Below are 13308 nucleotides of genomic sequence, written 5' to 3' on the forward strand. Positions count from 1 at the left end.
TGTGGCAGACGATTCGAAGAATGACAGCAGAACAGTGATCGGGTCGGTCGGGTCGTACGTGGCCGTCGGGGACAGCTTCACCGAGGGCGTCGGCGACCAAGGCCCCGACGGGACGTTCGTCGGCTGGGCCGACCGCCTCGCGGTGCTCCTCGCCGACCGCAGACCGGAGGGCGACTTCCGCTACACCAACCTCGCCGTGCGCGGAAAGCTCCTCGACCAGATCGTGGCCGACCAGGTGCCCCAGGTCCGCGGCCTCGCCCCCGACCTGGTGTCCATCTGCGCCGGCGGCAACGACATCCTCCGCCCGGGCACCGACCCCGACGACGTGGCCGACCGCTTCGAGAAGGCCGTCGCCCAACTCGCGTCCGCGGCCGGCAGCGTCCTCGTCGCGACCGGGTTCGACACCCGCGGCGTCCCGGTGCTCAAGCACCTCCGGGGCAAGATCGCCACGTACAACGGGCACGTGCGGGCCATCGCCGACCGTTACGACTGCCGGGTGCTGGACCTGTGGTCCCTCCGCAGCGTCCAGGACCGCCGCGCCTGGGACGACGACCGGCTGCACCTCTCCGCCGAGGGACACACCCGGGTGGCGCTCCGCGCCGGCCAGGTCCTCGGCCTCGAGGTCCCCGCCGACCCCGAGCAGCCCTGGCCGCCGCTGCCCCAGCGCGGCGTCCTGGAGGTCCGCCTCGACGACGTGCACTGGGCCCGCGGGCACCTGGTGCCGTGGATCGGGCGGCGCCTGCGCGGCCGGTCCTCCGGGGACACCGTCGTCGCCAAGGGCACCCTCGCGCTCGACGACCTCAAGTCCTGGCTCGCCAGGGCCGTCTGAGCCGCGGCCCCCGGTGCCCCGCCGGTCCGCGGACCGGATGGGCACCGGGGGCCGCGACGGCCGGACCGGCGGGGCACCGCCCGCATCGCCCGCGCGTGGCCGGATCGGTGGCCCGGGGCGCACGGATCGAGGCAACGTGAAGCACGACGCCCGCGTCCGTAGGAGCATGGACACGCGCACCTTCGAGGACACCCGATCAGGCACAGCGGCTGGAGGCCACCTGTGAGCGACACCGGTTCCCTTTCCCGATCCGTCACCGCGGCGGGCGCGTCGCTGCTGCGGGGCCTGCGTCCCGAGGCCTTCGGCGCCGAGGCCCGGGGAAAGCGGATGGCCCGCATCCAGGCCTCGCCCCACTTCGCCGACGGTGTCTTCCGCAACCCGGCCGGACCCACCCGCACGACACCCGACCCGTCCTCGCGGCGCGAGCTGGCCAAGGGGTTCTTCGACCGCGAGGCCCGCGCGCTGCGCGCCCCCGCGCGGCCCATACCCCTGCACCCCACCACCCTCGCCGACCTGGCGACCCCGCCGGCCGACGGACTCCGGGTCACCTGGCTCGGCCACTCCACCGTGCTCACCGAGATCGACGGCCACCGGGTGCTGTTCGACCCCGTCTGGGGCCAGCGCTGCTCCCCGGTCACCTTCGCCGGCCCCCGTCGGCTCCACCCCGTCCCCGCGCCGCTCGCCGCACTGGGACCGGTGGACGTCGTCGTGATCTCGCACGACCACTACGACCACCTGGACATGCCCACCATCAAGGCACTGGCCGGGACCGACACCATCTTCGCCGTCCCGCTCGGCGTCGGCGCCCACCTGGAACGCTGGGGCGTCCCTGGCGCGCGCCTGCGCGAACTCGACTGGCACGAGTCGACCCGGGTCGGCTCCCTCACCCTCACCGCGACGCCCGCCCGCCACTTCTGCGGCCGCGGGCTGCGCAACACCCAGCACACCCTGTGGGCGTCCTGGAGCGTCGTCGGCGAACGCCACCGCGTCTACCACAGCGGTGACACCGGCTACTTCGACGGCTTCCGGGACATCGGCGCCGAGTTCGGCCCCTTCGACGTCACGATGATCCAGCTCGGCGCCTACTCGGAGCACTGGCCCGACATCCACATGACCCCCGCCGAGGGCCTGCGCGCCCACCTCGACCTCCAGGGCGGCACGCCGGGCGGGGCGCTGCTGCCCATCCACTGGGGCACGTTCAACCTGGCCCTGCACCCGTGGGCGGAGCCGGCCGAATGGCTCCACGACGTCGCCGAGGAGGCGGGGCAGCCGGTGGCCTTCCCCCGCCCTGGCCAGCCCTTCGCGCCGGGCGGCGACCTGCCGGCCGACCCGTGGTGGCGTGCGGTGTCCGCGCCGCTGGAACGGCCCTGGCGCCGGCAGGCGGAGGCGGCGGCCGAGGTCTCCCCGGCGGCCGGCCCGGAGCCGGCCGGCGGAGCGGTGAGCCCCGCGGGGTGATCCGGCCGGGCCGGGCGCCGGCCGGGGCGCCCGGCCCCGGCCTCGGTCAGAGGCCGAGCGCCCCCGCCGGATGCCCGTGCTCCAGCCCGCACGCGGTCAGGGCGAGGACGCCGGTCCCGGACACCACCGTGTGCGGTCCGAGGGCGTCCGGATCGACGGAGAGACGGGCGGCGACGTCGGTCGCGTCGCACTGCGCCTCGTAGTGCGCGAGGACGTCCGCGTCGTCCGCGTCGTCGTCCGGTTCGGTGTGCGGGAGGAGGAGCCCGGCTTCCGCGGGGTGGGGGGCGCCGACGCCGTCGTCGCCACCCTCCGCGGCCTCGTACACGTCGTAGTGGCGGACCACCTCGCCCCGCTCCGCGACGCACCAGGCGGTCCAGCCGTCGCCGCAGCTCATGCCGTACCAATGGGCGGACCCGAAGCGAGCGCTGAGCGCCGCGCAGCGGGCGCGGGCGACGGGTCCGGCCTCGCCCTCCGGGTCGTTCCGGAGGCGGTGGGCGTCCTCGGCGGTGTCGCCGAAGACGAGGGTCCAGCCGTCGAGGGCCGGGCTGACGAAGACCCGGCTGCACCCGGCGTGCGGACCGCTGCTCATGGCATGGGAGTCGTGGTTCCAGGCGCAGGCGCCACCGCGCAGGGTGACCGGCTCGGCGGCGGTCAGACCGAAGGCGTCGAGGACGGCCGCCTGGTCGTGGGTGGGGACGGCGTACCAGGTGCCGCACAGGTGCGGCGGCCGAGGGACCTCGTCGAGCAGCTTGACGCGCACGAGGCGGCGCAGCGCCTCCCGGTCGCGCTGGCCCAGGGCCGCGGGGCCGCCGATCTCCGCCAGGGCCTCCAGGGCTCCGGCGCGCACGCGGGGAGCGGGGGCGGGATTCCCGCGCAGGCCGGCGAGGACGGGCAGCGCCTCGTCGCCGATGCCGCGCAGGGCCTCCGTCGCCTGCCGGCGTATCTCCGGCACGGGGTCGCCGAGAGCGGCGACGACCGGGCCGAGGAAGCGCCGGACCACGGCCTCGCCCTGCCGGCGCAGGAGGATCAGTCCGCTCCCGCGCACCGTCGGGTGCGGGTGGTCCAGCAACGGCAGGCCGTCGGCCGGGTCGGACAACCGGAGCCGGCTGAGTGCCACGGCGCCCCAGCACGCGGCCGCGTCGCCCCCTGTCGCGTCGCCCCCGGCGACAGCTTCCAGCAGCGGGCCGATCGCGGGCGTGCCGATGCGCTCCAGGACGTCCGAGCACACGCGCCGCGGCACACGCTCCGGTTCGGCGCAGAGCAACTCCACCACAGCGGTGACGATCTCGGCGCCCCGGGCGACGAGGTCGTCACGGGCCTGCGTGCCGCTCCTCCCGGAGCCGGTGAGCGCCGCGGCCACCTGATCCTTGTCCATGAACCGGAACGGTAACGGCAGCCACGGACAACGCGGAGGCGCCGGCCGGGCGGGTGGCCGGAGCCCGGAAGATCTTCTGCCGGACGCCCCCGCAGGGGGAGTGTTTCGCGCTCGGTGATCCATGATCAATCAGCTGTCCCGTGGGAGCGTGACCGGTCGAACTCCCCGGTCGGCCTGCACAGTTGCCGGATCTCCGGACGCGAGTGCACCAGTCCGTGCCGGACCCCTTTACGTCCCTGCCGAGCGTCTGTAACCATCCCGTCGCAATTCCTTGCAGAAAAATTCCGACAGAACTTGCAACCGGTCTCTCCCCTCCCCCTCACGGCGCGTCAGGCACCGGGCACGAAGGGCGGCCCGACCGCCCGCGGGCGGTCACCGTCCTCGAAGCCCCGGCCCGACCGCCCAGCCCTCTGGAGATCACGCATGAAAGAACGCACGCCCCGCAACAGACCGCTGAGACGCCTCCTGGCGGCCGTCACGGCCGCCGCCGGCGCGCTCAGCCTGCTCATGGCGATGCCTGCCACCTCCCCCATGACGGCGGACGCGGTGCCGGTGGCCGCCGCCGAGTCCACGGCGACCGTCTTCTACTACACGAAGACGAAGAACTGGGCGGCGTACAACCTGCACTACGCCCCGGACGGGGGTTCCTGGACCACCGTGCCCGGGGTCGCGATGGAGGCCGCCTGTACGGACTGGGTCAAGAAGACCGTCCCGCTGGGTGCGGCCGGCGGGCTGCAGGCCACCTTCAACAACGGCAACGGCACCTGGGACAACAACGCGGGACAGAACTACGACCTGGGCACCGGCGCCATCACGGTCAAGGACGGGGTCGTGGCCCACAGCGACCCGTGTGCCGGCGGCACGGACCCCGATCCCAGCCCCAGCCCCACCCAGGGCGCCAACACCGCCACCGTGTACTACTCGACCGCGAGCGTCGGCTGGACCACCACGAACCTGCACTACATGCCCGCCGGGGGCGCCTGGACGACCGTGCCCGGCGTCGGCATGGAAGCCGCCTGCACGGGCTGGACGCGGAGGACGGTCGACCTCGGAGCGGCGACGTCGATGAAGGCCGCGTTCAACAACGGCAACGGCGTGTGGGACAACAACAACGGCTCGGACTACACCATCGCGACCGGTGTGAGCACCGTGAAGGACCGGGTCGTGGCGAAGAACGCCGCGGACCCCTGCGCCGCCGAGGAACCGGACACCGAGGCGCCGACCGTCCCGGCGAAGGTGACGGCCAAGGCCGACGGCGTGGCCGTCGTCCTGAGCTGGGAACCCTCCACCGACAACGAGTCGGTGGCCATGTACCAGGTCACCCGCACCGGCGGGACCAAGGGCACGGTGGTCACCGACGTGAGGTCGACCGTGCTGTCGGTGGCGGACCTGGAGGAGAGGACGGCCTACACCTTCACCGTCCGCGCCGCCGACGCGGCCGGCAACCTGTCCGCGGCGTCGGCGCCGGCCTCCGCCACCACCGGCGACCGGCCGCCCGCCCCCGCCCAGGGCAAGCCGCTGGGCACCGACCCGCGCAAGGACCCGATCTACTTCGTCCTCACCGCCCGCTTCAACGACGGTGACAGCTCCAACAACCGCGGCGGCAGCCAGCACGAGCGTTCCGGGAACGCCGCCAACGACGACCCCATGTTCCGCGGTGACTTCAAGGGCCTGATCAACAAGCTCGACTACATCAAGGGCCTCGGCATGTCGGCCGTCTGGATCACCCCGGTGGTCCTCAACCGCTCCGACTACGACTACCACGGCTACCACGGCTACGACTTCTACAAGGTCGACCGCCGCCTGGAGTCGGCCGGCGCGTCCTACCAGGACCTCATCAACGCCGCCCACGCCAAAGGCATGAAGATCTACCAGGACGTCGTCTACAACCACTCCTCGCGCTGGGGAGCCAAGGGGCTGTTCACGCCCAAGCACTACGGCGTGCGCGACGCCCAGTGGAGCTGGTACTACGACGAGCCCAACTCCTCCTTCGAGTACGACGGCCTGTCCGTCGAGCCGAAGTCCGGGAAGTCGTACTACAACGGCGACCTGTGGTCCACCGCGGAGCCCACCGGCAACACCTGCGTCAACTGGGGGCAGCCCACGCCGTCCACCTCGCCCGAGGGCTACCGCATCTACAACTGCCAGTGGCCCAACGCCACGTCCGGCACCTGGCCCAAGGACATCTACCACACCTGCTGGCTGGGCAACTGGGAGGGCGAGGACTCCCGCTCCTGCTGGCTGCACGACGACCTCGCCGACCTCAACACCGAGAGCGCCAAGGTCCAGAACTACCTGATCGGCGCCTACGACAAGTACATCGACATGGGCGTCGACGGCTTCCGCGTCGACACCGCCGTGCACATCCCGCGCACCACCTGGAACCGGCGCTTCCTCCCCGCGATCCAGGAGCGGGTCACCCAGCAGCACGGCGCCGAGGCCGCGAAGAACTTCTTCGTCTTCGGCGAGGTCGGCGCCTTCGTGAACGACAAGTGGAACCGAGGCTCGGTCAACCACTCCGCGCAGTTCTTCACCTGGAAGGAGCGCAAGGAGTACAGCGCCGACGACGCCAAGGCCGCCCTCGAGATGTACGAGTACGAGAACAACGCCGGCACGGCCGCGCAGCCGACGTCCGCCAACGCGTTCCTCTCGGGCAACGACTACCACGCGCCCGACCACAGCAGGTTCTCCGGCATGAACATCATCGACATGCGCATGCACATGAACTTCGGCGACGCGTCCAACGCCTTCCACAACGGCAAGGACTCCGACGACTCCGTCAACGACGCCACGTACAACGTCGTCTACGTCGACAGCCACGACTACGGCCCGAACAAGAGCGGCGAACGCTACACCGGCGGCACCGACGCCTGGGCCGAGAACATGTCCCTGATGTGGACCTTCCGCGGCATCCCCACGCTCTACTACGGCTCGGAGATCGAGTTCCAGAAGGGCAAGAAGATCGACTGCGGGCCCACCTGCCCGCTGGCGACCACCGGGCGCGCCTACTACGGCGACCACCTCGAGGGCGAGGTGAAGGCGTCGGAGTTCGGCAAGGTCGACACCGCCACCGGCGCGGTCGCCACCACGCTGGCACAGCCGCTGGTCAAGCACGTGCAGCGGCTCAACGAGATCCGCCGGGCGATCCCCGCCCTGCAGATGGGCCAGTACTCCACCGAGGGCATCAGCGGCGAGATCGCCTACAAGCGCCGCTACACCGCGGGCGGGACGGACAGCTTCGCCCTGGTCACCGTGACCCACGCCGCCACCTACACCGGCATCCCCAACGGCACCTACCGGGACGCCGTCACCGGCGACACCCGGGTCGTCACCGACGGGAAGCTCACCGTCGGCGCGCCGGGCAAGGGCAACCTGCGGGTCTACGTCCTCAACGGCCCCGGCAAGATCGGCGCCACCGGCACGTACCTGAAGTAGAGCACCGCTCGGCCCGGCCCCGGCGGACGCCCGCACCGTCCGCCGGGGCACCGGCACGCCTGTGCCTCCGTCACCCCGCGGACGATCGCGTTACCGGGGCCGGTGGCGGTCCCGGCGGTCCCGGCGGCGCCGGCGGGCCTCCCGAGCGCCGTGACCGTCAGCGGAACAGGCGGAGCGGGACCGCGTCCGCCATCGCCTTCATCCCGGCGTCGTTCGGGTGCAGGCCGTCACCGCTGTCGTAGGCGGGGAGGAGCCGGGCCGGGTGCGCGGGGTCGCGGGTGGCGGCGTCGAAGTCCACGACCGCGTCGTAGACGCCGCCGGTGCGGATCCAGGCGTTGACGGCCTGGCGCCTCGCCTCCCGCTCCGGCGTGTGGAAGCCGAGGTCGTCGCCCTCGAACGGCATGATGGTCGCGCCGTAGGCCTTGAGCCCGTGACGGTGCGCCATCGCCACCAGCTTCCGGTGGCCCCAGACGACCTCGGCCGCGGTGACCTCCTCGTCCGCGGGGGCCGCCCCACCGCCCGGCTGGCCGATGTCGTTGACCCCCAGCAGGACCACGACGTACGCGACGCCCGGCTGGTCCACCACGTCGCGCTCGAACCGCTTGAGGCCGGCCTCGCCGAAGAAAGCCGCGTAGTCCTCGGCGGGGGTGCCGGCGGGCGGATTCGGGTCGCGCAGCAGACGGTTGCCGCTGATGCCGGCGTTGAGGACGCCGAGACGGGCCGGCGCCGGGCCGGTCCGCAAGCGCTCGGCGAGCCGGTCGGGCCAGCGGCGGTTGGCGTCGAGGGTGGTCTCCGCGCCGTCGGTGATGGAGTCGCCGAAGGCGACGACGGCCCCGGACCACCCCGGGCGCGGGCCTCCGCCGACGCTCACGCCGGACAGGAAGTACCACGACGTGACCGTGGCGGTCGGCTCGACGGCCGGTTCGCCGGTGACGTTGCCGGGGGCGAGCCAGCCGTGCTGGTACGCGAGGTTGTGCACGGTCGTGGCGGGGGTGCGGCGCGGGAGGTACATGCTGACCGTCAGGTCGGCGCCCGCCGGGATGTCGAGCGCGACGGGGTCGCTCCAGCGCCGGGCGCCGGGCGGCAGGGTGACCGTGGTGCGGCCGCCGAAGCGCAGCGGGCGGTCGGTGCCCGGCCGGATCCCGCCGGGCTCGCCCGGAGCGGCCAGGGCGGCCCGGGCCTCGCCGATCACCAGGGGCGTCGCACCGAACTCGTTGGTCAGCCGCACGCGGACGCCGCGCCCGGCGGCACTGGTGCGCACGACCTGGCGGAGGGTCTGGTCCCCGAAGGTGAGCGTGCTGCTCGCGGGCACGGCGCTGGGGGCGGCGGCCCACGTCCCCGTCCAGGCGGCGGCGGGCCGCGTGGTGTCCGCGGAGGCAGGCTGAGCGGCGAGCAGCATCGCCAGGCCGGTGACTAACACGGCGAGGTGACCGAGAAGGCGTCTGGGCATGAGGCGTCCTTGAGTTGCCTGGGGACCAGGGGCGCTCGCAAGTCAGGAGGACACAAGGCGCCTGTCAGCGGCGCGATCCGCCGGAGCACGGCCGGCCGCGGGCGAGGAGCGGCGTGCCGGAGCCGTGCCTCCGGGCGGGCGCCCACAGGTGTCGTCACGTTCCGAGGGCCTTCAACCGGTCCCGGAGCCCGGCCAGCACCGTGGCGAGGCCGAGGTCGAAGGCGGCCCTGGCGGTGTCCCGGCCCACCCGGGCGCCGACCACCGCCGCCAGCACGGGCGCCTGGTCGCCGGGGACGTCGAAGATGTCGTCCGGCGCGGCGGCGTCGAGGGCCGAGCCGAGGACGAAGGACTCCACCGCCACGACGACGTCCATGACCTGGTCGTCCGGCCACCCCCCGGCGCGCAGACCGGCGGCGACCTTCTCGTACATCGCGACCGTGTGCGGGGATCCGGCGATGGGTGTCACCGCGATGACGGGGACGAGCAGCGCGTGCCGCGCGTACGCCTCGCGGTAGGAGCGCGCCCAGGACTCGAGCGCGGCGTCCCAGGGCCGCGCGCCGAAGTCCGAACAGTCGATCTCCTGGTTGACATGGTCCTGGAGCCACAGCAGCAGCTGCCGCTTGGAGCTGACGTGGTTGTAGAGCGCGGACGGCGCGACCCCCAGCTGGCGTGCGAGCGCCGCCATGGTCAGCGCCGTGTAGCCGCGGATCTCGATCAGCTCCACCGCCGCCCGGGTGATCTTCTCCTGCGACAGCAGTGGCGCCGTGGGGCGCCCCCGGCGCCGCGGCCGTTCGGAAGATGTCACCGCGTCACCTTCTCATGACGCCGTTCGGGCGAGCGCCGCGGACCGGCGACTTCCTGCCCCGGGCCTCTTGACGCGGCGGTCGCCGCCCGGGCTAAATGAGCGGCATTCATATTGTCTCGTGAGAGAAGCCCCGGCACCATGCACAGCCCTCAGCCCACCCCCCTCACCCTCGACCGCGACGTGGTCGTCGTCGGCGCCGGACCGGCCGGCCTGATGACCGCCCGACGTCTCCGCGAGGCCGGCGTCGGCGTCGCCGTCCTGGAAGCCCGCGACCGGGTCGGCGGGCGCACCTGGAGCGACACCGTGGACGGCGCCTGGCTGGAGATCGGCGGCCAGTGGGTCTCGCCCGACCAGACCGAGCTGCTCGCCCTCCTCGACGAGCTCGGCCTGGAGACCTACGCCCGTCACCGGGAGGGAGACTCGGTCTACGTCGCGCCGGACGGCACCCGCACCCGCTACACGGGAGACCGCTTCCCGGTCGGCGAGAAGACCGCCGCCGAGATGGAGCGCCTGATCCAGCTCCTCGACGCGCTCACCGCCGAGGTCGGCGCCACCGAGCCCTGGGCGCACCCCGAGGCCCGCGCACTCGACACGATCTCCTTCCACCACTGGCTCGGCCGGCAGTCGGACGACGAGGAGGCGTGCCGGAACATCGGTCTCTTCATCGCGGGCGGCATGCTCACCAAGCCCGCGCACTCCTTCTCCACGCTCCAGGCGCTCCTGATGGCGGCGTCCGCTGGCTCCTTCTCGAACCTCGTCGACGAGAACTTCATCCTCGACCGGCGGGTGGTCGGCGGCATGCAGTCGGTCAGCGAGACCATGGCCGCCGCGCTGGGGGACGACGTCCACCTGTCCACCCCCGTCCGCACGGTCCGCCGTGACGACGAGGGGGTCACCGTCGTCTCCGACCGCGTCACCGTCCGGGCGCGGAAGGTCGTCATGGCGGTGCCGCCGAACCTGTACACCCGGGTCTCGTACGAGCCGCCGCTGCCCCGCCGCCAGCACCAGCTCCACCAGCACCTCTCCCTCGGTCTGGTGATCAAGGTGCACGCGGTGTACGAGACGCCCTTCTGGCGCGAGGACGGCCTCTCCGGGACCGGCTTCGGCGCCGGGGAGCTGGTCCAGGAGGTCTACGACAACACCAATCACGGCGACACCCGCGGGACCCTGGTCGGCTTCGTCTCCGACGAGAAGGCCGACGCGCTCTTCGCCCTGCCGGCCGAGGAACGCCGCCGCCGCGTCCTCGGGTCCGTCGCCTCCTACCTCGGCGACCGGGCGCTCGACCCGGTGGTCTACCACGAGTCCGACTGGGGCAGCGAGGAGTGGACCCGGGGCGCCTACGGCGCGACCTTCGACCTCGGCGGCCTCACCCGGTACGGCGCCGACCAGCGCACCCCGGTGGGACCGATCCACTGGGCCAGCTCCGACCTGGCGGCCGAGGGCTACCTGCACGTCGAGGGCGCGCTCCGGATGGGCCGCGTCACCGCCGAGGAACTGCTCGACGAGCTCGCGGACACGTCCCGGGGACAGACGTCATGAGCGCCCCGCACTACGTCGTCGCGTACGGCGGCGACGAACGGAGCAAGGTCGCCCTGCGCACGGGAGCGGACCTCGCCCGGTCCCTGGGGGCGGTGCTCGACATCGTGCTCGTGGTCCGCTCCGACACCCCCTTCGGCGCGACGTACCCGCCCGCGCCGGACGTCGGACCGCTGGTCGAGCACCAGGCCGGGCAGTGGCTCGAGGAGGCGCGGGCGTCGGTCCCCTCCGGCGTGCCGGTCCACACCCACATCCGCCGCCACCGCTCGGTCGCCCAGGGGATCCTGGAGGCCGCGGCGGACCTCGACGCCCGCCTGGTGGTGGTCGGCACGGCCTCCGGCGGCGGCCCCGGCTTCACCGTCGGCCCGGTGGCGACCCAGCTGCTCCACGCCTCGCCGGTGCCCGTCGCCCTGGTGCCCCGTGGCCACGAGTCGCCCGGCCTGCTGGAGCGGATCTACTGCGCCGTCGGGACCCGCCCCGGGGCGCAGCTGGTGGTGCGGGAGTCGGTCGAGGCGGCGCGCCGCGCCCGCCTCGACCTGCACCTCGTCTCGCTGCTGGAGGTCGACGAGCACCACGGCGCGCAGGAGCCCGCGCGGCAGCACGCCACGGAGCTGATCTCCGCCGCCGCCCGGGACTTCACCGGCGGCAGGGCCACGGTCGAGATCGGTCAGGGCCGCACCATGAAGCAGGCCGTCGACTCGGTCACCTGGGACTCGCGCGGCGTCCTGCTGATCGGCTCCTCCCGCCTCGCGCCGGGCCGGCGCACCTTCCTCGGAACCACGGCCGCCAGGATTCTCCGGCACCTGCCCATCCCCATGGTGGTCGTGCCGCACACGGATGGAGAAGAGCGATGACCACTCCCGTCGCGGGCACCACCTCCGGCGACAGCGGCACCGGCACCGGCACAGGAACAGGCGGCGGCGAGAGCGGCGACAAAGGCCTGGCCGAAGGGCGGGTCGGGCTGCTGGGCGCGGTCGTCATCGGAGTCTCCTGCATCGCCCCGGCCTACACGCTCTCGGGCGCCCTCGGCCCGACCGCGGCCGTCGTGGGGGAGCAGCTCCCGGCGATCTTCCTCGTCGGCTTCCTCCCGATGCTCCTGGTCGCCATCGGCTACCGCGAACTGAACCGGGCGATGCCCGACGCGGGCACCACCTTCACCTGGGCGTCGCGGGCCTTCGGCCCGTGGGTGGGCTGGATGGGCAGCTGGGGGTTGCTGGCCGCGACCATCCTGGTGCTCTCCAACCTCGCGGGCATCGCCGTCGACTTCTTCTACCTGCTCCTCGCCCAGATCACGGGCGACGACGCACTGGCCGAGCTCACCCGCAACGTTCCGGTCAACGTCGCCACCTGCCTGGTGTTCATGGCACTGGCCTGCTGGGTCTCCTACCGCGGGCTCGAAGCGACCAAGGCCGTCCAGTACGTCCTGGTCACCTTCCAGGTCGGCGTCCTGATCTGGTTCTCCGTCGCCGCCTTCGGCCACGTGGGCGACGGGACGGCCTTCGACGCCTCCCGGATCGGCCCCGAGTGGTTCAACCCGTTCGCGGTGGACTCCTTCTCGTCCTTCGCCGCCGGCATCTCCCTCTCCGTCTTCATCTACTGGGGCTGGGACGTCGTCCTCACCATCAACGAGGAGACCAAGGGGTCCGCCACCACTCCGGGGCGCGCGGCCCTGACCACGATCATGGTCATCGTCGCCCTGTACATGGCGGTGGCCCTGGGCGTGCTCAGCTACTCCGGCGTCTCGGACGGTGCTCACGGACTCGGCAACGCCGACATCCAGGAGAACGTCTTCGCGGCACTCGCCGGCCCGGTGATGGGGCCGACGGCGATCCTGATGTCCCTCGCCGTGCTCTCCTCGTCGACCGCCTCGCTCCAGTCGACGTTCGTGTCCCCGGCACGCACCATGCTCGCCATGGGCCACTACGGGGCGCTGCCGCCGTCCTACGCCCGCATCACGCCGCGGTTCCAGTCCCCGGGGTACGCCACGGTCGCGGCGGCGCTGGTGGCGTCGGCCTTCTACGCCGTCATGCGGGTGCTGTCCGAGGACGTGCTCTGGGACACCATCACCGCGCTCGGCATGATGGTCTGCTTCTACTACGGCATCACGGCGCTGGCCTGCGTGTGGTACTTCCGCAAGGAACTCGGCCGCGGCCCCAGGGCGTTCCTCATGAAGGGCCTGCTGCCCGGGACCGGCGGCATCCTGCTCCTGGTCTTCTTCGTCCAGACCTGTTACGACTCGATGGACCCGTCGTACGGCTCGGGATCGCAGATCGGCGGCATCGGCCTGGTCTTCGTCCTCGGCATCAGCGTGCTGCTGCTGGGCGTCGTCGTGATGATCACGCAGCGGCTGCGCCGGCCCGCGTTCTTCCGGGGCGTGACCGTCCCGCGCAGCGACTCGACCAGCACCGTCTGACGTCCGCCTC

Annotated in this window: 9 protein-coding genes; 6 read left to right on the forward strand and 3 right to left on the reverse strand. The window is 72.8% G+C overall.

Annotated features, from left to right (window positions below):
• Nucleotide 1: 1 nt before the first annotated feature.
• Both GBN72_RS05950 and GBN72_RS05955 read left to right on the forward strand, forming a co-directional pair.
• The gene (locus GBN72_RS05950; RefSeq protein ID WP_246212270.1) at nt 2-829 is read left to right on the forward strand and encodes an SGNH/GDSL hydrolase family protein; all 828 of its coding nucleotides are present in this window, start codon (nt 2-4) and stop codon (nt 827-829) included.
• A 273-nt stretch (nt 830-1102) separates the two neighbouring features.
• Nucleotides 1103-2284, forward strand: coding sequence for an MBL fold metallo-hydrolase (locus GBN72_RS05955; protein ID WP_439959739.1), 1182 nt, complete (start codon nt 1103-1105; stop codon nt 2282-2284).
• A gap of 46 nt (nt 2285-2330) precedes the next feature.
• On the opposite strand, the gene GBN72_RS05960 is transcribed toward GBN72_RS05955, so the two are convergent.
• Nucleotides 2331-3659: a HEAT repeat domain-containing protein gene (locus GBN72_RS05960; RefSeq protein WP_164540402.1), complete on the reverse strand. Its 1329-nt coding sequence runs from the start codon at nt 3657-3659 to the stop codon at nt 2331-2333.
• Between the two features lie 423 nt (nt 3660-4082).
• Between GBN72_RS05960 and GBN72_RS05965 the strand changes: the two genes are divergently transcribed.
• Entirely contained in the window at nt 4083-7094 is a 3012-nt protein-coding gene (locus GBN72_RS05965; protein ID WP_151770518.1) for a carbohydrate binding domain-containing protein, read from the forward strand.
• A gap of 157 nt (nt 7095-7251) precedes the next feature.
• Here the strand turns inward: GBN72_RS05965 and GBN72_RS05970 are convergent, their stop codons facing one another.
• Nucleotides 7252-8544, reverse strand: coding sequence for an SGNH/GDSL hydrolase family protein (locus GBN72_RS05970; RefSeq protein WP_151770519.1), 1293 nt, complete (start codon nt 8542-8544; stop codon nt 7252-7254).
• A 154-nt stretch (nt 8545-8698) separates the two neighbouring features.
• Nucleotides 8699-9349, reverse strand: coding sequence for a TetR/AcrR family transcriptional regulator C-terminal domain-containing protein (locus GBN72_RS05975; RefSeq protein ID WP_218042019.1), 651 nt, complete (start codon nt 9347-9349; stop codon nt 8699-8701).
• A 138-nt stretch (nt 9350-9487) separates the two neighbouring features.
• On the opposite strand from GBN72_RS05975, the gene GBN72_RS05980 reads away from it, so the two are divergent.
• Genes GBN72_RS05980 through GBN72_RS05990 form a run of 3 tightly spaced genes read left to right on the forward strand, consistent with a single transcriptional unit; the run spans nt 9488 to nt 13298 of the window.
• Nucleotides 9488-10888, forward strand: coding sequence for a flavin monoamine oxidase family protein (locus GBN72_RS05980; RefSeq protein ID WP_151770520.1), 1401 nt, complete (start codon nt 9488-9490; stop codon nt 10886-10888).
• On the forward strand, nt 10885-11739 hold the full coding sequence (locus GBN72_RS05985) for a universal stress protein (protein ID WP_151770521.1): 855 nt from the start codon (nt 10885-10887) through the stop codon (nt 11737-11739). The genes GBN72_RS05980 and GBN72_RS05985 overlap by 4 nt, the downstream gene beginning before the upstream one ends.
• Nucleotides 11736-13298: an APC family permease gene (locus tag GBN72_RS05990; RefSeq protein WP_151770522.1), complete on the forward strand. Its 1563-nt coding sequence runs from the start codon at nt 11736-11738 to the stop codon at nt 13296-13298. The genes GBN72_RS05985 and GBN72_RS05990 overlap by 4 nt, the downstream gene beginning before the upstream one ends.
• Nucleotides 13299-13308 lie beyond the last annotated feature (10 nt).

This window comes from Streptomyces abyssomicinicus (assembly GCF_008974245.1).
Taxonomy (GTDB): domain Bacteria; phylum Actinomycetota; class Actinomycetes; order Streptomycetales; family Streptomycetaceae; genus Streptomyces; species Streptomyces abyssomicinicus.

Coding starts and splice junctions, on each gene's coding strand:
- GBN72_RS05960 (WP_164540402.1), bottom strand. CDS start 3,659: ATGGACAAGGATCAGGTGGCCGCGGCGCTCACCGGCTCCGGGAGGAGC.
- GBN72_RS05965 (WP_151770518.1), top strand. CDS start 4,083: ATGAAAGAACGCACGCCCCGCAACAGACCGCTGAGACGCCTCCTGGCG.
- GBN72_RS05990 (WP_151770522.1), top strand. CDS start 11,736: ATGACCACTCCCGTCGCGGGCACCACCTCCGGCGACAGCGGCACCGGC.
- GBN72_RS05980 (WP_151770520.1), top strand. CDS start 9,488: ATGCACAGCCCTCAGCCCACCCCCCTCACCCTCGACCGCGACGTGGTC.
- GBN72_RS05985 (WP_151770521.1), top strand. CDS start 10,885: ATGAGCGCCCCGCACTACGTCGTCGCGTACGGCGGCGACGAACGGAGC.
- GBN72_RS05970 (WP_151770519.1), bottom strand. CDS start 8,544: ATGCCCAGACGCCTTCTCGGTCACCTCGCCGTGTTAGTCACCGGCCTG.